The organism is Paenibacillus sp. MT124, from assembly GCF_058792755.1.
Genome location: NZ_CM179500.1, coordinates 4802082 through 4824634 on the forward strand (window position 1 = coordinate 4802082; position 22553 = coordinate 4824634).

A 22553-nucleotide genomic window follows, 5' to 3' on the forward strand; every position below is an offset into this window, starting at 1 on the left:
CCGTATTAATTCCCATCCCGCGCTGCCTTCCAGGCTTCCTCCACCGATACAGGGGATTTGCTGCTGCCCTCTCCGCTTCCTTCCTGGGTCCACAGAGGCGGGTAATAGGCAAATACTTGTCCCCTCTGAAGCTGACCAAGATCATTTTGCCACCCTTCCCAGCGGAAGGTCTGGTAGAACTGCTGCAAATCGCCATCTGCCAGCCAGGTCAGAAATTCCGAATAAGTAAGCTCCGTCGCTTCCCATTCCTGAGCATCCGGCGCATAATAGTATATCTCTCCGGTGCGACCGAATTTGCCCGTATCCAGTGCAAAAAATCCGCCTGCCACATCATAGGCAACCACCATCATGCCCTGCAGAGCCTGTACACAGGGCTTGTCGCTCAGACCGTTCCAGCTGGTCAGACTTCCAAATACGCTCTCACCGCCTGCACCCAGCAGCGTGATCCACCCGTGATCAATCACCATTCCTTCCGTCTCGTAAGCAACAGCTCCCAGATAGGATTTGGTGCTCACTTGAAGACGATAGAGCGTATCCTCTCCATCCTCTGGTCGTGCAGAAACATACTCATATCTATTTTGCCCGTTATCCAGTAGTTCCTTGAGTTCCTCCCACGCGTGATTGTCCCGATCCAATAGTTCATCTGCAGATAATGTGTGCATATCTTTACTCCTTCCAAGGTATCAATTCATCATTTATACCTAGCATTCTTTTACTCATTTTCCGTGACCAAATCCCTCTAACACTTCACCATTCTCGTGGTCCAGCTCTACCCTACCGCGTAAAGTCTTCCTCATCATCCAATCTCATCGGTTCCCCTGCACAATTCAGGCAATGAATCGGCCACTTGTACGCAATCCTCGTACCCCAGATTTCCAGAATGAGCAAAAAGGATCGGATATTCCCCGTTTCGTGCTGGCTCTCTCATATCAAAAATATAATGATTGCCGCTTCCATCCATTGCGAAGGAAACCGAGCCGGGCATGTATTCTGCAAATTCATAGGCCAGATTCATCTCTCTAAAATCAGGAGTACCATGAAACTGAAAGATCCTCTCGCCATTCTGGAATTCTCCACCGTTGGAATAGGTGAGTAAATGCGCATGACTGTCTGGCAATGGTCGCTTCGGGAACGACCAGGACGAGGGATCAAGAGGTACATATTGTTCATAAAAAGGAGATGACTTCGGAAAGGGATTCTTCTGCCTCGCCCTGATCTCTTGCAGCTCCTGCACGGATAACGCATCATTCCACATTTGCAGAAATACATGCAATTCCTCCCGCTTCGCTCCAGGCCGCTTTTCCCACTCCTTTTCAAAAACATCGTTCCACATGCTTAACCCTCCATTACACACTCACATTTTACCTTTCTATCAGCATATCATGGCATATTTCACCATTCAAATCTGCTATAATCAAAACTTCACAGCTAACTCATAAGGAGGAAAACCTTTGCTTCGTGCAGTCAACTTTTGTTTTCTGGCTCTGACGCTGCTGGCAGCGGGTTGCCAGGATCAGGTCACATCCAATCCAGCCCCTGCTCCGACTGACAGATCCCACCATCAGGAAGTCTATTACATATCACCTTCAGGTGACGATGCAAACAGCGGTACGATTCAATCCCCTTGGAAAACAATGCAGCATGCTTCTGAACAAGCCACGCCAGGGAGTACGGTCTATTTGCGAGAGGGCGTGTACCAGCAGAAAGTCAAAATCACCCGGAGCGGTCATTCCTCCACTAAGCCTACCATCTTCTCCAGCTATCCCGATGAGAAAGCCATTATTGACGGAAAGGGTCTGTCTGTTAATGGACTTGAAGGCTTGATTGAAGTGGAGAATGCCAGCTTCATCACGATTCAGAATGTTGAGATTCGCAACTTCACCACAACACATGCTGATCAGGTACCCGCCGGGATTTATGTACACGGAGCAGGTGAATACATCCAAATTCGAGGCAACACCGTACACGCGATTGCCAACGTTGTTCAGCCGAAAGGACCCGATTTAACGGGAAGAGATGCTCATGGGATTGCTGTCTATGGCACGGAACACCCCGCAGCACTGCGGAATATTCTTATCCAGGATAATGAATTATATGATCTGGTCTTGGGTTCAAGCGAGTCACTCGCTGTTAACGGAAATGTGGACACTTTTTCCATACTGGACAACACCATCCATGATACGGACAACATCGGCATCGATCTGATTGGGTATGAAGGGATATCTGCAAATGACAAGTATGATCGAGCCCGAAACGGAATTGTAAGAGGTAACGAAGTATACGATATTACGTCCAATTTCAATCCTTCTTATGGCACCAACCTTCCCAATGACAGCCATTCGGCAGGGGGCATCTATGTCGATGGGGGTACAGATCATATCATTGACCAGAACCGGGTATACCTCAACGATATCGGCATCGAAATCGCATCCGAACATGCCGGGCGTTCCACAAGCCATATTACGGTTCAGGATAACCTGGTCTATAACAACAGGCTGACGGGCATTGCCATGGGAGGATATGACGAGGAACGCGGGTCTACCGAAAACAGCACGGTGATGTACAATACCCTGTTTCAGAATGACACTTTGGGCGCAGGCAATGGGCAACTATTCGTGCAAGCCATGACGAAGAACAACACGTTTAAGCGCAACATTGTCGTGTCAGGCAGCTCAGGTGTGCTCATCTACAATGAATACAACAGCAATTCAGGGAATCTGCTTGATGAAAATGTATACTATACCCCGGTTGCAGAGGAAGATGCCCTGTGGGTTTGGAAAAATGAAGGATATTCCGGTTTTCCAGCCTACATGAAGGACTCCGGCAATGACGCACACTCACGCTATGTAAATCCGGCTTTCATGGACAAAACCAGCGAAGACTTCAATCTCCAGCCCGGATCACCGGCAGAAGGTTATGGTTACCTTGCACCCAGGTAACAGCGGAGACTAAGAAAAGAATAGAAAATCAAAAACCGGATCGGATAAAGGGGTGTCCCTATCCTGTCCGGTTTTTTTCTGTTTTACTACATCATTAGTTATAAGGAGTTAGCTTTGGATTAAACCAGCTGCATGAGTCACCCGATTGCGCCCTCCGGTTTTGGAGGCATACAGCGCCATATCCGCTTTTTGGAACAAGGACTGATCCGTATCTTCCTCAGCAACCGTCGCTGCACCGATACTGATGGTGATATTATAGACTCCCCAATCCGCAGAAGCCACCTGAGTACGGTACCGTTCGGCTGTAATCACTGCTTGCTCGGCCGTACAATCCGTGAGAATAATCACAAATTCTTCCCCCCCATAACGAGCCACAACGTCCGAACTTCTGGATACCGACTGCAGCAGACCTGCCAGATTGCCAAGTACGAGATCCCCTACCGGATGTCCGTACGTGTCGTTAATGCTTTTGAAATGATCAATATCTACGACCAGCAGCGAGAACTCGCGCTGGGTGGCACGGTAGCTCTCCAGGCTTTCAAGCATTTTCAGCTGAAAGAATCTGCGGTTTTTAAGTCCGGTGAGCAGATCGGTAGAAGCCATCGTCTCGAGCTGGTCATTCACTTTAATTAATGCCTGCTGCTTCACTTCATATTCCTCGTGCAGCCGTTCAAGCTCCTTGTTTGCTTCATGCGTAGCCTGATAGAGCTCCTGCAGCTTTGTCTTCGTGTTCAAAATATCCTTCTCATGTTCAATCCGTTTACGCATGACCACGACCACACAGTCCACGACGCTTTCCCCGTCACGAGTCTGGCGAATCCCATTAAGCAGAACCGGAACATCCTGCTGCTCACTGGTGCGAAACGTAAAGTACATCTCGTCCACGCGGCCATACAGCTGAATGTACGGATAGAAATAGGTGTGGAAAAAAAGCTTGTTGGTGACCGACATGGTGGACTCAATATGTCTTCCCATTAGCTCGCTGCGTTCATAACCCAGCATCATCAGCAGGGTTTGATTGACTGATTGTATAACCCCCGAGTCAGAAATCGAGAAGTACCCGCAGGGAGCAAGATCTAATTGTGCATCCATCAATAACAGCCTTTCTTCTGGGTTTTATGCGCTCGTCAAATAATTATTAATCAATCGAATGGTTTCTTCCGGTTGACTTAAGTGAGGGTAATGTCCTTTGGCGGTCATCTGCTGCAGCATGCTGTTCTTCAGATGAGCATGCAGATAATCGCCTACTTCAACCGGGGCAATGCTATCATCGGAGCATTGAAGAATCAGCGTAGGTACAGATGCCTGTTCCAATTCCTCACGACAGTCGGACAAAAACGTCACCTCGGCAAATTGCCTTGCAATATGCGGATCTCTGGAGCAAAAGCTCTTCTCCAGCTCTTCCGTGAGCTCCTTCCGTTCCGCATTCTGCATCACGATCGGTGCCAAATAACTTGCCCAGCCAATGAAATTCAACTGCATCATCTCGAGCAGTTCATCAATGTCACGGCGATCGAAGCCCCCATAATAATTCGGCAGGTCATTCACATATCGCGGAGAAGGCCCCAGCATCACGATGCTATTAAAATATTGGGGAGCTTGAATTGATGCCAGCATGCCAATCATGCTGCTGACAGAATGCCCAACGAATATCGTATCTCTCAATTTGAGCGCTTCCATAATCTCCAGAACATCCGTAGCATATCCTTGCAAATCACTGTATTTATGCGCATCGTAATAATTGATCTGAGATTGCCCTGAGCCTACATAATCGAACAAAACAATTTGATAATTTTCACTAAAACCCGGAACGATATAGCGCCACATGTCCTGATCACATCCAAACCCATGAGCAAAGACAATCGTTCTGCTGCCTGAACCAAGCACTTTTACATTGTTGCGTACAAGGACGTCAACCGTCATTACAATCACCTCTCTGAGGTATTTTCCATTCACTTCATATGTGGTTATTATATCGGAAAAAGTTGGAATATGAATTAAAAATATTAATTCACTTGAGGTAAACATGAATAAGATTCGCATTTCCGCAAATCACAAAAACCTTTACAACCTGACTGTCGTCAGGTAATATCAATTCAACATGTCGCGCGACAAAGATAACAAAGTGGAGGAAGATGAATGACTACCCTTGGAATTGGAAATGCACCCCGGAAATTGTGGGGAAGATCTTTTATTTTTATCATGCTGGCTAACGCTTTATTGTTTATGGCCTTTGAAATGCTGTTACCAACCTTGCCTTTATTCGTTTCAACGCTTGGCGGCGATGCTTCCCAAATCGGCCTGGTCACAGGCATATTTATGTTCTCGGCCATCCTGGTTCGCCCTTTCACGTCGGTGCTTGCATCACGGATGGACAAAAAGTTTCTCCTGCTCATCGGTATAACCATATGTGCTTTAACTACAGGTTCATACTACCTTTCGTCAGGTATTTGGATGATTTTGATATTGCGGGTTATACACGGATTCGGATTTGGTCTGGCAACGACATATTTTGCAACGATCGCCACGGAAAACATCCCGCGGGATCGCCGGGGTGAAGGTATGGGGTATTTCGGTGTAGGAGAGACTGTAGCCATTTCCATTGGCCCATTGATCGGAACCAGTCTTCTGTACAAATACAATTATCAAAGTCTGTTCATGGGTGGTATGTGCATCCTGCTTCTCGCTCTGATCATGGCGATATTTGTATCGAGAAAACCAAAAACAGCATCAGGTGCAGACCCATCGGGTTCCCCCACACCTAAGGTCAAGCTAATCGAAAGAAAGGTACTCTTTCCTTCTCTACTGATTATGTTAGTTGGCGTTGCTGCCGGGTCGATCATGTCTTTTGTAGCCTTGTTTGCGGCAGAGAGAGGATTTGATAATGTAGCCTGGTTTTTCTTCATCGTGGCTATTGCGAGTTTTGTGGTCCGATTGTTCTCGGGGAGAATGTTCGATCAATTGGGCCCGGGGTCCGTATTGCTGCCATCTGCCGTATTTGCGATCGCGGGACTGTTCATACTGACCATCGCTCAAAATGACATGCACTTCCTCATAGCCGGTGCCTTGTATGGATTTGGATTCGGTGCCATTTTCCCAGCGATTCAGACCTGGTGCGTCAATCTGGTGGACGAGCATGAACATGAGAATGCCATGGCCTCCTTCTTTAATTTCTTCGATCTGGGCATTGGCGGTGGTTCACTGCTGCTTGGTATGATTGCTTCAGCATTTTCCTATACAGTGGTGTATGATATTGCCATAGGCATTTTTGTGGTATATATCCTGTTATATCTGGTATACTCCCGTAAACAACGGAGAGCTGAAGATTATTCATTGGAGGTAGACATTGAGTAAACAACGCATCAAGGACATTGCCATCCAACATTTCAATCGTCTGGGTTACGAAGGAACCAAGATGGCGCAGATTGCCGAAGAGGCAGGCATTCGCAAGCAATCGCTTGCGTATCATTACCCGACCAAAAAGGCACTGCTGCTTGAACTTTATGAGGAAGTGGTGCAGGAGGAACAGCAATTCGTCAAAGATTTCTTCCTGCAAGCGAATGAACTGCCTTTGGAGCAGCAATTGTACAACTTTTTGCTTGAGCATAAAAACAGATTCCTGACACATCCGAATGTGGCTTTTATGTACATTCTGTCCTTTATCACTCCGCTTGAAGTGCATGATTTTGTCCTCGCGCAGTATCGAACATATCTTGGCACGCTCAAAGCCGAGCTCGCCGCCGTGTTTGCCAAACATGAGAACATCCGTCTGAACCCTGAGGAAGCTACGGTGGCTTATGTCACGCTATTGGATGGACTGGATGTACAGCTCGTATATGAGACGAGACAATCTTATGAACACGCACTCACCATTGCCTGGAATGTATTCTGGACAGGCATACGTCGCTAGCGAATTTGACTTGTCCTGCAAGCAAAGAGGAGCGCATCTCCATGTTTATACTGTGGAGACCGCTCCTCTTTGTGATGTTCTTTTGACGCGAGCTATGCCTTCGTTATTTCGCAGTCACCCTTTGCCGTGTCCGTGTCCGTATCCGGTCTTAAGCAGGCCGCTTCCCTATCCCTTCTGCTCCGTTGCACCCAAGCTGTCTTCCCCATTAAAATGTTTAGCCACTGGCTCAGTCTTATAGTCATGTGGGACATTCCACTCGACCCCCAACATAACAGGTTGTAAGCTTTTCCCATTTTGATATAGTATAATTTCTATGGCGACAGGATCTATACATAGCATTAACATGACATTCATAACATCTGGAGGAATTAAAACCATGCAAAAATTGGACGCTGCCTTACAACAGTTTATTGAACAGCAGGATTTATACAATGAAGCTTACGGACTCTTCAAACAACATGATCTCCGCCCCCGCGAACAACCTAACCAGCCCGAAGTGGACAAGCGTATACCCCTCTCACCTGAGCTTGTGTATTTGTACACCCATTATGAGATGAGAGATGCAAAAGCTGAAGGGACACTCAAAATGAAAAATGCGGCCGTGGAAATTGGAGATGCGGCCCTATTATCCTTCGTTGCTCCTGAGCACCTGCATCGCCAGCAGCAGGGTTATCGCTGGATCGGCATGAATGAGCCATATGTGGAGTCGCCCTCCTGGAAAGCAAATCATGTCGTTATTGCCAACTTCAATGATGATCCATTGATTGTGGATACAAGCGAAGCCAACTCACCTGTGTATGCTGCCTTTGAAGGCGGAGAGCCCCGGCGTATTGCGGGTTCATTGTCCGACCTGTTCACTGCACTCGCCATCCTGATTGAAGCGGCACGCGCTTACGGCGGAGAAGTGAAGGATGAAGAGACCTATGAAACCAAACCTGAATATTTGGAGCATATAGAACCTTTATTGGTTGATCTGCTTGGCGCAGAGCACACCGCACATCTGGTTGAATATTTATCGCTTCGTTAAACCATCGGAATGAGAACAAGCAAGATTGAGTGGCTTCGCTAACGAATTGATAATGTGTGCTGAAATTTGCATACAGAAGAATTTATCTCTGATGAACTAGGGGGAAGACCATGATTTATGTTGCTTTGCTGCGGGGGATTAATGTAGGCGGGAACAATAAGATCAATATGAAGCAGCTGAAAGAAGCTTTTGAACAAGCAGGCATGCAGAATGTCGTAACTTACATTAATACGGGCAACATTATCTTCGCCGATGATCAGGAACGTATTCACGCTAACGCCGAGATATCCAAGATATTGGAGCAAGCCATTACTGCTGAGTTCGGATTAGAGATCCGTGTCGTGGTGCGCAATATGGAAGAAATGCAGACTGTGCTTCAGGCGCTGCCGGAGGAATGGACCAATGACGAGCAGGCCAAGAGTGACGTGATGTTTCTGTGGGATGAAGTCAATGACGTCTCGGTGTTGGACAAGCTGCCCCTCAAACCGGAAGTGGGCACATTGATATACGTTACCGGAGCCATCTTGTATTCAGTAAGCAGAGAAGATGCCGGACGCAGCGGGATGAACAAGCTTGTCGGCTCATCTGTCTATAAATATATGACGGTCAGGAACGTCAACACGACCCGCCAAATTTATAGGCTCATGCTGGCTGCGGCAGAGTGATCATAAGAACTTCGCATGAAAAAAATCCCCCAAGGGATGGCATGGAGGAACATCTTGACGGATGTCTCCATGCTGTTTGCCTTGAGGGATACCTTTTATGAATACAAGCTGCTGCATGTAAAATCATTAATCGATCTGAATACGTCTGTGCGTATGATCGTCTCCTGTACGTTTCGGAATTTCAAGCTTCAGCACGCCATCTTCCAATCGGGCCTTAATGTTCTCCTCATCAATATGTTCCACATAGAAACGCCGGAGGAATTCACCGGACCTGCGCTCCTGCCGAATAATTCGATTCGAATCATCCTTCTGTTCATGAAACTCATTACGTTTAGCACGGATCACCAGTTCATTGCCCTGTACCTGAATATCGATATCCTGCTTGGCGATACCAGGCAGATCAGCTTCAATCAAATATTTCCCATCTTCCTCACGGATATCCGTCCGGAATGGCTGGCTGCCGGTTCCAAAGGGAGAAAGCCACGGGCTGTCAACCATATCATTGAAGGATTTCAGCATGTGTCCGAACAGGTCTTCATTTCGTTTACGAAACGGGATCAGATCAAACATGAACATCATCTCCTTATATGTGATTGGTTTGTTGTTGCTTACATGGATTATTATAATCCTCTTGTGGATGATGCTCAAAATACGTAAGAGCCGAAAAAAAATGATTTTTCTTCAATATGGCTCGCTGCTTGAAAATAAATCCTTGTTTCTTTTGATTTGACCTTTTTTGACCTTCCTGCTTTTTCGGGCTCATTCAGAGAATGAACAGAACGCTATCCTTCATACTGAAAACGATCCAGAAACCGCTTAACGATGAGATTGGACGATTTGCTTTCACGCATAACCCATCCAATGGAAATCGCACGCTGTACACCTTCAATTTCCAGGATGGAGAAGTCATGATGCAGGACACTTCTGTCATGTGTGAATGAATATTCATGACCGATCGTCACCGCATCCAGCTGGGCAAGGGCGGCATTGACCACTTCGGAATTGTTCGTTCGGAACAATACATTCACCTCTCCTACCGTCTGTGAAAGCTCCCCTACAAACAAATCCACCAATTCGTCATTAAATAACACCAGTGTCTCGTTTTTCAATTCATGCATGGTGATCGACTTCTTGCCTGCCAAGTGATTGGTATGATTCACACAGGCACGCATCACCCCTTCATCAATGGGAACAAAGCGCAATCCTTCCAGATGCTGCTCCATATCATCTGTATATAGAGCGATTAGACCGAGATCGACCTGCTTGTTCCGCACATCTCTGATAATGTTGCGGGCAGCACTTTCGGACAGCTCGAATTTCAGATCCGGATATCGTTTCTTCATACTCGCAATGGTAGGTATGATGCCCGGAATTCCTCCAGGTATGGCTGACAATCGGAGTTCTCCATGGATCGATTCCCCTATATACTGGGCATCCTCCTTGATGTTTTGGACCGTATCGACAACCGATTTCATTTTGTCCAAAATAGGCTTGGCCTGTTCCAATACATACACACCGTTACGGGACCGGCTGAACAATGGCATGCCCAGCTCATGCTCCAGACGTGTGATCGCCTGACTGATCGTGGACTGCGTGACCGATAATGTTGCAGCAGCAACGGTAATAGAGTTGGTCTTTTCAACTTCAAGTACATACACCATTTGTTCCAGATTCATCGTTTAACTCCTAATCCTTACATTAATTTATTTTATGTTAAGTGCATTTTTGTTAAATATACATGAATCATAAAATTAAGTATACTTGAATTGAAGATGAATGTAAGCGAAATCATTTTTTTTATTTTAACCGACAAAGGAGTGCTACATATGAATCCATTTGAGAATCGATTTGCAGGTAAAGTTGCGGTTGTTACAGGTGCGGCATCCGGTATCGGATATGCCATTGCAAGACGCCTTGTCCAAGAAGGAGCTTCCGTCCTTGCTGCCGATCTGAATACAGAACGTCTGGACGCCATCCAGGTTGAACTTGGGGAACGGTTCTTCGGTGTTAAAGCCAATGTGACCGTTGAAAACGATATTGAAGAAATGGTGAGTGCCGCTGTCAAACAATTTGGCAAACTCGATCTGGCCTTTAATGTGGCAGGTGCCTCCCGTGCAGGCGTCATTACGGAACTATCGGAGAAAGATTGGGACTTCACCGTGGATCTGTGCATGAAAGGTGTCTTCCTAAGCATGAAGCATGAAGCCCTTGAGATGGCTAAACATGGTGGCGGAGCCATCGTAAATGTGGCTTCCCTCAACTCCCACGTGCCTATGTATGCCGGATCGGCCTATGCCTCTGCCAAAGCCGGTGTCGAAATGCTTACCAAGAATGGAGCACTCGAAATGGCGCGTAACGGCATTCGTGTTAATGCTATTCTACCGGGTCTCATCGATACACCTTTAACTGCGGAACTGCTCTCCAACGCAGATATCAAAGAAGCCTACATGGAGCGGATTCCGATGAAACGTGCTGCTCAGCCGGAAGAAATGACGGGACCTGCCCTGTTCCTTGCGAGCGAAGATGCAGGATATGTGTCCGGTTCCAGCCTCATCGTGGATGGAGCTTGGGCAACGACCGGATATCCAGACCTGAGCCGCTGGTTCTAAGTCTGTACATTTCCACATGGTTTCCATATACCAAGTAAAGCCTATTGGACAGAGCTCAGCTCTGCCAGTAGGCTTTTTTCACTTGGATGTCATTACTCGATATTTTTACAAAACTGCTTCAGTTCGCTAACCTCGGCTTAACAATTCGCCCCTATACTAAAACAATTGTACATACTATCAACCATGAATCGGTAAAAGGGGATCTGGAACTGTGAAAAAGAGAAATCAATGGCTCGCCGTTTTGTCCATGACAGCTATACTCGGTGCAGGAGCAGCCAGCTACACATCGATGGTTCATGCGGCAAGCGCATCCGAATCTACTAATCATGTCGTACTACGAACAGCCATCCAAAATATGCAGGGAACCGTCACTTGGGATAGCAGCAGTCGCAGTGTCGACATCCAGTTGGGTGAAGTCCGAGTGCAGCTTCCGGTCGAAACAGCTACAGCTACCATCAACGGGGTGCAAACGCAGCTGGACAGCAAAAGTTATGTTACGAAAGGAACGACATACGTTTCCCCACAAACGTTGAAACGGATTACGGATCAGGTGATCCTGCGCCAAAATAAAACCGGATTTGAACAGACAGCGGCCTTCCAGATGCCAAGCGGCAAAGCCGAAATTGCTGCCTCCACTCCGGACGGCAAGCGCCTCCTCGTAACTGAAGCAGACAATGGCAGCATTTCCGTGCTGGATATTGCTGATCTGAACAACGTGAACGTTCTGAAAACCGTCAGCTTCCATGATCTCTCTGCCAAAGCAGAGGTAACTAGCGTAACCGTATCCAAGGACGGCAAATATGGCCTCGCCGTTATTCGTACCGGCGATACAGATACCGAGGCGAACAAGGGGCTACTGGCGGTTGTTGATCTTGCAACCTACAAAACCGTGAAGACGTATGAGCTTGGGGTCGGGCCAGACTCCATCGCATTATCCCCGGATGGATTGCAAGCCGTGATCGCAATCGAAGATGAGGAACTTAACAAGGCTGCGGACGAGATCGATTACCCTAATGCCAAACGCCCAGGCAGCATCATGATTGTATCGTTTGCCGGCGGAAACGTCCTTGAAGGAGAGGTAACTAACCTGCCTGTGTCTCTGGAAGATGTGAGCGGTGCAAGCTATCCGCATGACCCGCAGCCAGAGTATGTTGCCATCAGCCCGGACAGCAAAACCGCTGCTGTTACATTGCAGGAGAACAATGTCATTGCCATCATCGACCTGCAAACGAAACAGATCAGCTCGATCTTCTCGCTTGGTACCACCTCACATCAAGCCGATCTGAACGATGACGGTGTCGTTCAGTTCACCGAGAGCCTGACAGCCCGCTACGAGCCAGATGGTATTGCGTTCTCTGCAGATGGCAAATACCTGCTGACCGCCAATGAAGGCGACCTGGGCAAAGACGAGTTTGACGATGGTGTCAAAGCTGGCGGACGCAATATCGCCGTCTGGGATTTGCAGGGCAAGCGGGTATATGACAGCCAAAACCTGATCGATGAAGCAACCGCGAGGGTTGGTTTATACCCTGATGATCGCAGTCCGAGCAAAGGCAGTGAAGTTGAAAATCTGACGGTATCCACTGTAGACGGCACAACCTATGCTGCCGTAGCCTCTGAACGGGCCGATGCCATTCTGTTCTTCGATCTGGCCGACCCGGTAAACCCGGCCTACCTCGGCCTGATTCCGACAGCTGGTGAGTCACCGGAAGGAATCCACCGGGTTAACGGCCGCAGCGTATTTGTTAGTGCGGATGAGAGCACAGGGACACTTAGCTTTTTTGAGAAAAAATAATTCAGTACGCAGCAGGCGGCTGTTCCAGCAGCTGGGTATTAAGTTCATGAAATTTCAAAAGGACATGAGAGCATCACGCTCCCATGTCCTTTTTTGCTGCCTGCTAGTGTGCCATCTCTGCAGCTTTAAAAGCTCCGAGCCAATCGTTCGAGCCATTCCACCGCCGGAGCGAGAACCGCTTCATCGATATCGAATTCAGGATGGTGATGGGGTGCAGGCAGATCACTGCCTACAATCATGTATGTGGCAAGCCCGCCCTGCTCCTGTACGCGTTTGATCATATAACTTGCATCTTCGCTTCCCAGGGCAGCGCCATCCGAGATCGCTTCAGCATGTCTTATTCCGGATATCCCTTCTGCCTTCTTCACGGCCAGCTCTGCAAGTTCCATATCACACCTGATCGGAATAGCTCCGCCTACAATCTCAACGGCGACACTTAACTCATGCATGGCTGCACTATGCTCCAGAATCTGACGCACACGCCGCTCCAGTTCAAGATTCGTTTCTTCCTTCGTGGAACGCGTCTCAATCACCATGCGAGCGTGCTCGGCAATGATGTTCGCGCCGGTTCCTCCTTCCAAAATGCCCACATTGATCCGTGTATCGGCTGTACTGAATCTTGGCAGGGCATGAATATTAAGCATGGCAGTTGCCGCACCAAGCAGCGCATTCCGCCCTTCTTCAGGTGAAGCTCCCGCATGCGAGGATACCCCCGTAAAGTGCGCTTCCAGCTTCGTCGTTGCCAGGAAACCAGCGGAAGCCCCTTTGACATGGCCGGACGGCACGTCGGTACCCAGATGCATGCAGAACAGGCGGTCTACCTGGTCGAGCATGCCTTTTTCCACCATGGCGTACGCACCGCGTACTCCCTCTTCGGCAGGCTGGAATAACAGCCGGACTTTCCCGGCAAACTGTCTGTCGCTTAACCGTTCTGCTAGTGCTAGACCAATGCTGGTATGCCCGTCATGTGCGCATGCGTGCATGATGCCTTCATGTTTCGAGCGGAACTGCCCAGACTGCGGCACGTGCTTGTCCTGCCCGCTTTCACGAATCGGCAGTGCATCCATGTCGAAGCGAAATGCCGTTGTCGGCCCTTCCTGAATTCCATCCAGCTCGGCGACAACAGCGGTAAATCCGCCGCGCATCTGTTCCACGATAGCGGGCTCCGCTCCTTCCTGAAGAGCACGCTGATAGGCATCTTCCAGTACTTCCGGTTTGGGCAGCCCCCGCCGGGACGTGTCATCAATGGCCTCTTTTCCATACGTCACACGATAGCCTAACGCTTTTAACATCTGTACAACTTTGGTCGCGGTACGAAATTCAGTGAATCCCAATTCGGGATATTGATGCAGCTCTCTTCGAAGCGCGATAATGTCGATCATATCGGTTCCCCTCTCTCAACTCTCTTATTTCCGAATCAGTCGATCTCCTATAATCTGGCGTGAACTCCCGGGCCAAGTGGCAGGTTGAAGACATACCAGAGAATGACCATGACGACCCAGACGGAGAAGAATGCAATGGAATATGGCAAAATCAAGGAATAATACGTTCCGAGCTTGGCATCCTTGCGGTATTCCTGCAAAAATCCGACGAACAATGGTACAAAAGGCGATACTGGGGCGAGTGGAATAATAACCGAGTCGGATACCCGGAAAATGACTTGAGTGAACGCCGGATGGAATCCAAGCAGCATCATCATCGGGATAAATACCGGAGCCAGAATGGACCAGATCGCAGATCCACTTGCAATAAACATTGTTAGCAATGCAGATAGGAAGATCAGCCCGATCACTACCGGGATGCCGTTAATGCCTGTTTTTTCAAGCAGATCCGTGATGGTGAGTGCGAGAAACTTACCCATGTTGCTCCAGTTGAACATCGCCACGAATTGGGATAGCGGGAAGACCATCACGATGAAGCCTGCCATCGTTTTGATCGGTTCAATCAGCAATTTCGGCAGATCATTCTGGTTTCGAATCACTTTCAGTTTAATGCCGTAAGTCAGTGCTACGGTGAAGAAGAACAGTAAAATGACAGGCACAATCCCTGCAAGAAAAGGCGAACCCATCACACTGCCTGTTTCCGGGTTGCGAAGAATGCCATTCGAAGGTACAACCATAAACGCGATGATAGCGATAAAAATAAGGGCGGCAAAACCAGCCGCACGCAGTGCCCGATTTTCTTCAGGTGTTGGAGCTTCCAGCTTGTACACACGTTCCCCTTCATATGTGCCAAGGCGCGGTTCCAGGAATTTGTCTGTCATTAAACCTGCGACCAGTGTCAACACAATCACAGAAGCGGACATGAAGTACCAGTTATCCAAGACCGTAACACCCACATTTGGATCTACCGAGGCGGCAATTTCGGTACTGATGCCTGACAGCAATACATCCGTAGTCACAATCAGCATATTTGCGGTGAAACCAGCACCAACGCCGGCAATGGCTGCAATCAATCCGGCAATTGGATGTCTGCCTACAGCGAGAAAAATTAATGCTCCGAGCGGAGGCATGATGACAAGCGCTGCATCTGAAGACACATGACTGAAGAATGCAATGAAAATAACAAGATAGCTGGCATAGCGGGCGGGTACCCGAACAGCCATTTTGCGCATGACCGCTTCCAGAAGCCCTACTTTCTCAGCGAGACCAATTCCGAGTACCAATGCCAGAATCGAAGCAAGTGGTTTAAAATCAGCAAAGTTCTTTACCACATTCGGCAGCAGCCACTGTATTCCCTCTCGGCTCAGCAGGTTTTTGACCTGAACCTTCTCTCCGTCAATCGGGTTATGTGCTGTCGCGTTAAAGAACGACAGTATAAGGGTAGCAATCATCAGCGCAACAATGAGATAGATAAACAATAAAAACGGATTGGGAAGCTTGTTCCCCACTTTCTCTACCCAACCAAAAAGTCCTGTACTCTCCTGCCTTTCCGCTTTCACCATGCAAATACCCCCTGACTGTGATATTAACGTACATTTAACGAAAATGTCGTAATTTTAGGACATTATATAATTAACTCCGTACAAAACTCAATACTTATGTTATGTATTTTGACACTACACATAAAAAATACCGATCTGCACCCGTTCACATTGTCCACCAGGAGTGGACATGAGAACTAAGTTTGCAGCATCGGTATCCTTATTCCGCCTCTATGTTCGTAAATCTAACGCAGCAGCCGATATCGGTTACTTGGCCGTCCTCTGCGGGTATTCAACTCATTTCCCGTGATTTCAGCCAGGGAGTATGCCGTAAGACTGCCGAGAATTCGCTGTACGTGCCTGATGGTCATTGATAATCCTGATGCCAGTTCACTGGCCGTAAATTCTTCTCTGCCCATCCGGCGTATGTATGCCTTCAGTTTCTGAAATGTACGAATGCTAACCCCTGCCTTGTTCAACTGTTCGAGCAATTCGGTGTCACTTGAATACATCTCATAGGATAATTCCTGATCCTCACCCGCTGCCTCCACAATCGTCCCATTCGTCTCATAGACAATCACACGTCCAGCTTCATCGTCCTTGGCATATTGGATCGCCTTCCGGGCATGACGCTCTGCATCAAATGCAGTTTCACCAAACCCGATCCCGGCAAAGGAAAGCAGATCTGTATCCAGCTCAAGCTGATGCATCGCTGTGTGCAGCGATTCCATATTGCGGGCCATTCCACCCCTTGAACCATACATCAGATATCGTCCTGTACCATCCTGGTGAAGGGAACCATCGATTTGTTCACAATGACGCAGGAGGATGCCTTTGATCTTGAGCTCCATATGCTGCAGCTGATACCGTTCCGTCGATTGTTCACCGGCTGCATGCCACCCTTCAATCTCAACCATTAACACGCCAATCTGGCTGTCTTTGAATGCAGAACTGCGGATCTGCTCAATCAGCATTCGTACCGCTTGCACCGTCTCCAGCTTGGTGGAATCAATCTTGAAGACAGGGACCCCTCTCTGAAGTAATCCTTCATATACAGCGTACAGACAGGTAATGGCTGCCTTGGTCTGCCCTTCCTCCCAGTGACGAACGTGGAATTGGATCATGTCTTCGACATCGTAATCGGTGGAGAAAACGTATTTTCGCAGTTGCTCATCCGAGAAATTCAATTCCTCAAGACTGTCCATCAGCCCCCAGCTTTCATTCCCTGTCATATCAATAGATATTTCCTTCACCGGATTGTCCAGTGTATAAATGGCTTGCAGCATAGCTTTGTACAAGCTGGCCCCGGTAGGCGGGCAGTAGATGGCATGTTCTTTTTCATGCAAGACGTCCTGGGCTGTCAGATAAGGAATGGGACCCGTAAACACCCACCCGTGTACTTTCTCGCGGTTCCTCGTAATAATCTCGCCCGTCTCGCGTGCATGTTCATAGGGATACAACTCAAAATGAGCCTCCAGCTCCTGCCCCTCCACAGCACGCATGGTCCGCTCAATGGACGGCTTCGGTCCTACAATTCCGATTCGGTACATGCACTCACATCCCCTTGTCCAACGCAGCATCGTTTAATTACAAAAATCATACCGAACTGAGGTTCCGCTGTAAACCTCTTCATCTCAGCCATGGCTTACACCCTCTCATTCCTGATTATGCATCATAATCGTAAATTTTACATTTAGTTAACCCATTCCTTACGTTCGTTTAGCAATTGTTGTATACACTGGTTTTTGGATACCAAACTATACATATCTATTTTAGGAGGATGTATTCATGTTAAACCGGTTCAATGCCCGTGCGGCCAAAATGATGCTCGCGGTTACAACAGTTGTTACAGCTACGCTGGGAGGAAGCAGCGCAGCATGGGCTGCTGACGACACTGCTGCACCCGCATCATCATCACCGATCAAAAATGTCATTATCCTGATTCCGGACGGTATGGCTAACGATGCCACTGCACTGGCCCGCTGGTACAAAGGGTCCTCCCTGACTCTAGATTCCATGGCAAGCGGTATGGTTCGCACACACTCCGCGGATGCTCCGATTGCGGACTCGGCTCCTGCGGGAACGGCTTTTGCTACAGGTTATAAATCACATACAGGATATGTTGGCGTACTGCCAGACAAGGCAACCATGCCTGGACAGAAGGCTATCGCTCCTGGAGATGCCAAGAAACCCGTTGCATCCGTGTTGGAGGCATCCAAATTGGCAGGCAAGGCAACCGGCATTGTAGCCACCTCCGAGATTATGCACGCTACCCCGGCAGACTTCTCTGCCCACTATCCGGATCGCAAAAATTACGATGCACTCAGCAAACAGCAAGTATATAACGGACTCGATGTTGTTTTGGGCGGCGGAAGTCGCTACCTTGAGCCGGCGGGTCGCAAAGACGGTGAAAATCTGGTCTCTTCCATCAAAGCACTCGGTTACGATTACGTGACCACACCGGCTGCCATGAAAGCCTCAAACTCCGGCAAGCTGTGGGGAATGTTCGCACCTGCAGGCATGGCTTATGACATGGACCGTGACCCTGCCAAACAGCCAAGCCTTGCTGAAATGACTTCCAAGGCCATTGATGTTCTGTCCAAAGACGAAGACGGTTTCTTCCTCATGGTTGAAGGCAGCAAAGTGGACTGGGCTGCGCATGCCAACGATCCGATCGGAATCATCAGTGACGTGCTGGCATTTGATGATGCTGTAAAAGTAGCCATGGATTTTGCCAAAGCAGATGGAGAGACAGCTGTTGTGGCAGTAACGGACCACGGTAACGGCGGTCTCACGATTGGTAACAATGCAACAACGGGCACCTATGACAAAGAACCATTGTCCACTTTCATCGGACCTTTGAAAAAGGCCAAGCTGACAGGTGAAGGCGTGGAAGCGAAGCTGAATGCCAAACGCACCAATATCAAAGCTGTCATGAAACAATACTATGGCATTTCCGACCTGACATCCGAGGAGATCGCTACCATTAAGGCAGCCGAGCCAGGCAGCCTGAACTACGCCATCGGACCAATGATCAGCAAACGCGCAGGCATTGGCTGGACAACTGGTGGTCACACAGGCGGAGACGTTGTGCTCTACACGTATGCTCCGAACAATGACCGTCCATTCGGCGTAATCGACAATACCGATGTGGCTAAATACATGGCACGCGTACTAGATCTGGATCTGGACAGCGTGAGCAAACAACTGTTTGTTCCTGCCAAACAAGCATTCACAGCCAAAGGCGCTGCGTACAAGCTGGACCTGACAGATGCCAAAAATCCTAAGATTCTGGTTACCAAAGGTAACACTAAAGTCGAACTGCAAATCTACAAAAACATTGCGCTGGTTAACGGCAAAAAGACTGCGCTGGAAGGCGTAATCGTGTATAACGGGGTAGATGCCTTTGTACCACAAGGTGCAGTGGATCTGATTCAATAAGTTTGAAAGATGGTCTGCGCTTATAAACCAAACACACATAATGGGAAAGCGTAGCGGTTTACAACGTTTCAACCGGAATTATATCATTGGGCTGCCGAATTTTTCGGCAGCTATTTTTGTTGTTCACAGACAAGGAGGGTACCCCCTCCTTGCTTGTCGTATAATAGACGTAACATTGATAAATAGGAGACAAAAAGGAGAGATTCACCCATGTTGATCAAATTAAACTGGATTACACTTCGGGTACGCAATCTGGAAGCCTCGCTTGGGTTCTACCACGGCATGCTCGGGCTTCCAATCCAGCGCCAATTCGAAAGTCGTGGGCGGCAAATTGCCATGCTGGGCACAGAAAATGAAACCATGCTGGAGTTGATTGAGGGAAGTGAATCCATCCTCAAAAAAGAATCTGGCGTGTCCATCGGCTACGAGGTGAGTTCACTGGAAGATGCCATGGAACGACTGACAGCACTGAATATTCCCATTGTTCGCGGGCCCGTTCAGCCAAATCCACATCTACGCTTCCTTTACATTGCCGACCCGGACGGCTTCGAGGTACAGCTCGCCGAACATGCATGATCTGGTGTGACACTCATAGATCAGCGTTACCACGTTTTGGTGTTGTGCTTGCCGGAATCAACAATAATATCCTATACAAAACAAGAGCATCTCTAATTGAGCCCAGAACATGCTCTTGTTTTGTATTCACAAATCATTTGTGGAACGCTGTTGGACACTTCACGCTTAGCAGCTCGGCAAGCTGGCGATAACCTGGTCCATCCTCGCTTTGGTTCACTTCATCTTCGTCCATCTCCAGCCAATAATCAGCATCCAGCAGCTCCACCATGTCCAGCATCGTGATCTCCGCACAGGCAGAATGTTCACAAACAGCCAGCATAGGCTCGGGACTGTCATCCCAGTTGTACCCGTCCACGACAGCATGCAGAAGTACAGCGGAGTCCAGCTCACGGATCTTCGCGGCTGCCCTCTCTGAAGATTCTTCGTACAAAATTTCATCCACGATGGCTTGTTCCGAATCAGTCAGCCGAAGTCTTACCGATCCCGTGGTGCTGAGCAGCATATCTGCAATGGCCGGGTCCCGTCTAGCTGCATTCCAGGCCGTCGCCTGAATTCCATATGCAGAGTCAAGCTTCACCCCATATTCAAGCAAGAGCTGGATGGCTTCGATCTGCTTGAACTTCACAGCTTTTTTTAGAGCGGTATCACCGAGTTTGTCCTCCGCGTCCAAGTCTGCTTGTTGTTCCAACAGACATTTAATGGCCTCAGCTGGCATGCGATACGTCAGAAAAAGCATAAGCGGTGTCCGTCCCCGTTCATCCCGCTCATTGATATCCAGGTTATGTACTGCTGCACAAGCTTGCTCCACATCTTTGGACTTACTAATTTCAAGCCAATTCATTCACAATTCTCCTCCTTGCACTTCACACTCTACATTACACTGTAAAGGAGATATTCACGGGGTTCAAGTCCACTTGACAGCAAAAAAGCCCGCCGGACGATGAACGTACGGGCGGACTCTACATTTTCTACTAAAAGGTATCCTACCTCTAAGCTGACAGCGCATCGATCGGTACTGCAGTTGGTGAAGGACGATCAGCATCCTTCTCTTCAGTGAGAGAAGAGGACAACTGATGATCCGACACCAGCTCATTCAGGTTCAGTATCAGTTGCTCCAGCTCACCGAAGCTGTCCACCATCTTCTGAGTCAGGCTGCGCTGCTCCTCCATACTGGCAAGAATCTCTTCCGTAGCGGCACTGGATTGCTGAGTCACACTAGAAATCTCGGAAACCTCATTCACGACTTTCGTGGAGGATTCCTTCATCGTGGCGGAACTGCTCTCGATATCCATGGCCTGGTTCAGCACTTCCTGGGAATTGCTATTAATCGTACGGAACACAACTTCTGCAGTCTGCACGCTGTCTCTTCCTTCTTGAAGAGCAAAGCGAATGCGTTCGAAGCGATCGGTCAGTGCCTGTGTTTGCCCTTTTAACCGGGTCAAAATGGTACCAATCTCACTAGCTGACTGACCAGAGTGCTCTGCCAGCTTACGAACTTCCTCCGAGACCACGGCAAATCCGCGTCCATGTTCGCCTGCACGAGCGGCTTCGATCGCAGCATTGAGTGCAAGCAAGTTGGTCTGGTTCGCAATATCCGAGATACTGTTCAACATCAGGGACATCGCTTCACTTTCCTCATTGAACTTTCTCATATCGGAAGCCGTGGTATCAATCGTCTCATAGAGTTCCTGCATCTGCACATTCAGATGATCCATCTGTGCACTTCCCGTTTCCGTGCTGGAAGCCATACTGGCGGATAATTCTTTCATTTGAGACGAATAGGAAGCAACATCACGGATATGATGATCCGACAGGGAAAGGGATTCCGAAATTTCTGCCACACTCGTAGCCTGGAACTCCACGCCTTTGGCCACTTCACTGAATCCAAGCGTCACTTCATGCGTGATGGACCCGGTCGCGTCCACCTTTTGTTTCAGTTGATCCGTATAAAGAGACAGGCCTTCCACCGAAGCTTTGACACGCTCCATCATGGTCTCTACTCTGTGTTTGGATTGCTCTACTTCCTGCCAGCGGACTTCGCTGTCCAGGAAAAGTCTTTGATTTAAATGGGAGACTAACATCAGGATTGCTCCGGTAAGAGCGAACAGTCCAACGTTAACGATATTCTCTATAAGTTCATCAGCATGAGCTGTGTTTATAACAAATAGCTGGAGCACACTGTGGACTAGTAAGACAAAAAAACCAATCATAAAAAACTTCTTGTTCGGAATGAGCAGCAAAACAGCGGTTATGACCAGACTCATCGTAAGATTAACTGTTCCCCAACCAACATAGACCCCACATATGGTAATCAAAATGGTATACAGCCAAGGAATTAAATGAATATGTTTTCTTTTCACATTAGCGTATGTAACCCAGGCTGCAAACAAAATGGCAATCCCATTGGAAACAAGCAGCTTAGGGAGCATGAAGCTCAGACCCATACCAATTGCAAGAATAATCCACAGAATGATACTGATCAGCTTGTTCCTTTTCCAAATAATCTCATCATACCGATTCATCCGTTCCCCGTCCTTTATCTAGGTAAATGTGTTGTTGTAGGGCAACTCTGTACTACATTCCATTGGTCTATGGTCCTGCTTATACGCAATCCGCAAATCCCCCGCGCTGTAGCATAGTACAAATTAACTTCATAAACATGAAATGA

General features: G+C 48.2%; 20 protein-coding genes. 9 read left to right on the forward strand and 11 right to left on the reverse strand.

Annotated features, from left to right (window positions below; translation table 11 throughout):
* Positions 1-5 precede the first annotated feature (5 nt).
* Both AC3RCI_RS21690 and AC3RCI_RS21695 read right to left on the reverse strand, forming a co-directional pair.
* Positions 6-662: a DUF2625 family protein gene (locus AC3RCI_RS21690; RefSeq protein ID WP_492526350.1), complete on the reverse strand. Its 657-nt coding sequence runs from the start codon at positions 660-662 to the stop codon at positions 6-8.
* Between the two features lie 134 nt (positions 663-796).
* On the reverse strand, positions 797-1333 hold the full coding sequence (locus AC3RCI_RS21695) for an SMI1/KNR4 family protein (protein ID WP_492526352.1): 537 nt from the start codon (positions 1331-1333) through the stop codon (positions 797-799).
* A 118-nt stretch (positions 1334-1451) separates the two neighbouring features.
* Between AC3RCI_RS21695 and AC3RCI_RS21700 the strand changes: the two genes are divergently transcribed.
* Positions 1452-2939, forward strand: a complete 1488-nt coding sequence (locus tag AC3RCI_RS21700; RefSeq protein WP_492526354.1) for a right-handed parallel beta-helix repeat-containing protein — start codon at positions 1452-1454, stop codon at positions 2937-2939.
* Between the two features lie 108 nt (positions 2940-3047).
* Here AC3RCI_RS21700 and AC3RCI_RS21705 read toward each other — a convergent pair whose 3' ends face one another.
* Together AC3RCI_RS21705 and AC3RCI_RS21710 are read right to left on the reverse strand one after the other, a co-directional pair.
* Positions 3048-4031, reverse strand: coding sequence for a sensor domain-containing diguanylate cyclase (locus tag AC3RCI_RS21705; RefSeq protein ID WP_336780446.1), 984 nt, complete (start codon positions 4029-4031; stop codon positions 3048-3050).
* Positions 4032-4055: 24 nt separating this feature from the next.
* Entirely contained in the window at positions 4056-4862 is an 807-nt protein-coding gene (locus AC3RCI_RS21710; RefSeq protein WP_336780445.1) for an alpha/beta fold hydrolase, read from the reverse strand.
* A 216-nt stretch (positions 4863-5078) separates the two neighbouring features.
* Here AC3RCI_RS21710 and AC3RCI_RS21715 point away from each other — a divergent pair, with 216 nt between their 5' ends.
* From AC3RCI_RS21715 to AC3RCI_RS21730, 4 genes are all read left to right on the forward strand, one after another.
* Positions 5079-6293: an MFS transporter gene (locus AC3RCI_RS21715; RefSeq protein ID WP_336780444.1), complete on the forward strand. Its 1215-nt coding sequence runs from the start codon at positions 5079-5081 to the stop codon at positions 6291-6293.
* Positions 6286-6849 carry a TetR/AcrR family transcriptional regulator gene (locus tag AC3RCI_RS21720; protein WP_336780443.1) on the forward strand — a complete coding sequence of 188 codons (564 nt, stop codon included), beginning with the start codon at positions 6286-6288 and terminating at the stop codon, positions 6847-6849. Before AC3RCI_RS21715 ends, AC3RCI_RS21720 begins: the two co-directional genes overlap by 8 nt.
* 376 nt (positions 6850-7225) lie before the next feature.
* Positions 7226-7876 (forward strand): hypothetical protein, encoded by a 651-nt coding sequence (locus tag AC3RCI_RS21725; protein ID WP_336780442.1) that lies wholly within the window; start codon positions 7226-7228, stop codon positions 7874-7876.
* Positions 7877-7986: 110 nt separating this feature from the next.
* Entirely contained in the window at positions 7987-8541 is a 555-nt protein-coding gene (locus AC3RCI_RS21730) for a DUF1697 domain-containing protein (protein ID WP_154896222.1), read from the forward strand.
* 126 nt (positions 8542-8667) lie between these two features.
* Here AC3RCI_RS21730 and AC3RCI_RS21735 read toward each other — a convergent pair whose 3' ends face one another.
* Together AC3RCI_RS21735 and AC3RCI_RS21740 are read right to left on the reverse strand one after the other, a co-directional pair.
* Positions 8668-9111, reverse strand: a complete 444-nt coding sequence (locus AC3RCI_RS21735) for an Hsp20 family protein (RefSeq protein WP_154896221.1) — start codon at positions 9109-9111, stop codon at positions 8668-8670.
* A 212-nt stretch (positions 9112-9323) separates the two neighbouring features.
* On the reverse strand, positions 9324-10217 hold the full coding sequence (locus tag AC3RCI_RS21740; RefSeq protein ID WP_336780441.1) for a LysR family transcriptional regulator: 894 nt from the start codon (positions 10215-10217) through the stop codon (positions 9324-9326).
* 150 nt (positions 10218-10367) lie between these two features.
* Between AC3RCI_RS21740 and AC3RCI_RS21745 the strand changes: the two genes are divergently transcribed.
* Together AC3RCI_RS21745 and AC3RCI_RS21750 are read left to right on the forward strand one after the other, a co-directional pair.
* A complete protein-coding gene (locus AC3RCI_RS21745; RefSeq protein ID WP_154896219.1) occupies positions 10368-11150 on the forward strand; it encodes an SDR family oxidoreductase in 783 nt (260 codons plus the stop codon).
* Between the two features lie 211 nt (positions 11151-11361).
* Entirely contained in the window at positions 11362-12945 is a 1584-nt protein-coding gene (locus AC3RCI_RS21750) for a choice-of-anchor I domain-containing protein (RefSeq protein ID WP_492526356.1), read from the forward strand.
* 125 nt (positions 12946-13070) lie between these two features.
* Here the strand turns inward: AC3RCI_RS21750 and AC3RCI_RS21755 are convergent, their stop codons facing one another.
* The 3 genes from AC3RCI_RS21755 to AC3RCI_RS21765 form a co-directional block, all read right to left on the reverse strand.
* Entirely contained in the window at positions 13071-14327 is a 1257-nt protein-coding gene (locus AC3RCI_RS21755; protein WP_492471799.1) for an amidohydrolase, read from the reverse strand.
* Between the two features lie 47 nt (positions 14328-14374).
* Complete coding sequence (locus AC3RCI_RS21760) at positions 14375-15889, reverse strand: AbgT family transporter (protein WP_492526357.1); 1515 nt, start codon at positions 15887-15889, stop codon at positions 14375-14377.
* Between the two features lie 224 nt (positions 15890-16113).
* A complete protein-coding gene (locus tag AC3RCI_RS21765) occupies positions 16114-17418 on the reverse strand; it encodes a hypothetical protein (protein WP_492471801.1) in 1305 nt (434 codons plus the stop codon).
* A 238-nt stretch (positions 17419-17656) separates the two neighbouring features.
* On the opposite strand from AC3RCI_RS21765, the gene AC3RCI_RS21770 reads away from it, so the two are divergent.
* Both AC3RCI_RS21770 and AC3RCI_RS21775 read left to right on the forward strand, forming a co-directional pair.
* A complete protein-coding gene (locus AC3RCI_RS21770; protein WP_492526359.1) occupies positions 17657-19309 on the forward strand; it encodes an alkaline phosphatase in 1653 nt (550 codons plus the stop codon).
* A gap of 210 nt (positions 19310-19519) precedes the next feature.
* Positions 19520-19885 (forward strand): VOC family protein, encoded by a 366-nt coding sequence (locus tag AC3RCI_RS21775; RefSeq protein ID WP_492471803.1) that lies wholly within the window; start codon positions 19520-19522, stop codon positions 19883-19885.
* Positions 19886-20018: 133 nt separating this feature from the next.
* On the opposite strand, the gene AC3RCI_RS21780 is transcribed toward AC3RCI_RS21775, so the two are convergent.
* Together AC3RCI_RS21780 and AC3RCI_RS21785 are read right to left on the reverse strand one after the other, a co-directional pair.
* The gene (locus AC3RCI_RS21780; protein WP_492526361.1) at positions 20019-20726 is read right to left on the reverse strand and encodes a DUF4274 domain-containing protein; all 708 of its coding nucleotides are present in this window, start codon (positions 20724-20726) and stop codon (positions 20019-20021) included.
* Positions 20727-20874: 148 nt separating this feature from the next.
* Positions 20875-22407 carry a methyl-accepting chemotaxis protein gene (locus tag AC3RCI_RS21785; RefSeq protein ID WP_492526363.1) on the reverse strand — a complete coding sequence of 511 codons (1533 nt, stop codon included), beginning with the start codon at positions 22405-22407 and terminating at the stop codon, positions 20875-20877.
* Between the last annotated feature and the right edge of the window lie 146 nt (positions 22408-22553).

Bases quoted from the DNA above. Each gene is read 5' to 3' on its own strand.
- AC3RCI_RS21780 (WP_492526361.1), bottom strand. From the start codon at position 20,726: ATGAATTGGCTTGAAATTAGTAAGTCCAAAGATGTGGAGCAAGCTTGT.
- AC3RCI_RS21730 (WP_154896222.1), top strand. From the start codon at position 7,987: ATGATTTATGTTGCTTTGCTGCGGGGGATTAATGTAGGCGGGAACAAT.
- AC3RCI_RS21690 (WP_492526350.1), bottom strand. From the start codon at position 662: ATGCACACATTATCTGCAGATGAACTATTGGATCGGGACAATCACGCG.
- AC3RCI_RS21725 (WP_336780442.1), top strand. From the start codon at position 7,226: ATGCAAAAATTGGACGCTGCCTTACAACAGTTTATTGAACAGCAGGAT.
- AC3RCI_RS21735 (WP_154896221.1), bottom strand. From the start codon at position 9,111: ATGTTTGATCTGATCCCGTTTCGTAAACGAAATGAAGACCTGTTCGGA.
- AC3RCI_RS21715 (WP_336780444.1), top strand. From the start codon at position 5,079: ATGACTACCCTTGGAATTGGAAATGCACCCCGGAAATTGTGGGGAAGA.
- AC3RCI_RS21765 (WP_492471801.1), bottom strand. From the start codon at position 17,418: ATGTACCGAATCGGAATTGTAGGACCGAAGCCGTCCATTGAGCGGACC.
- AC3RCI_RS21785 (WP_492526363.1), bottom strand. From the start codon at position 22,407: ATGAATCGGTATGATGAGATTATTTGGAAAAGGAACAAGCTGATCAGT.
- AC3RCI_RS21705 (WP_336780446.1), bottom strand. From the start codon at position 4,031: ATGGATGCACAATTAGATCTTGCTCCCTGCGGGTACTTCTCGATTTCT.
- AC3RCI_RS21695 (WP_492526352.1), bottom strand. From the start codon at position 1,333: ATGTGGAACGATGTTTTTGAAAAGGAGTGGGAAAAGCGGCCTGGAGCG.
- AC3RCI_RS21710 (WP_336780445.1), bottom strand. From the start codon at position 4,862: ATGACGGTTGACGTCCTTGTACGCAACAATGTAAAAGTGCTTGGTTCA.
- AC3RCI_RS21745 (WP_154896219.1), top strand. From the start codon at position 10,368: ATGAATCCATTTGAGAATCGATTTGCAGGTAAAGTTGCGGTTGTTACA.
- AC3RCI_RS21770 (WP_492526359.1), top strand. From the start codon at position 17,657: ATGTTAAACCGGTTCAATGCCCGTGCGGCCAAAATGATGCTCGCGGTT.
- AC3RCI_RS21760 (WP_492526357.1), bottom strand. From the start codon at position 15,889: ATGGTGAAAGCGGAAAGGCAGGAGAGTACAGGACTTTTTGGTTGGGTA.
- AC3RCI_RS21775 (WP_492471803.1), top strand. From the start codon at position 19,520: ATGTTGATCAAATTAAACTGGATTACACTTCGGGTACGCAATCTGGAA.
- AC3RCI_RS21755 (WP_492471799.1), bottom strand. From the start codon at position 14,327: ATGATCGACATTATCGCGCTTCGAAGAGAGCTGCATCAATATCCCGAA.
- AC3RCI_RS21740 (WP_336780441.1), bottom strand. From the start codon at position 10,217: ATGAATCTGGAACAAATGGTGTATGTACTTGAAGTTGAAAAGACCAAC.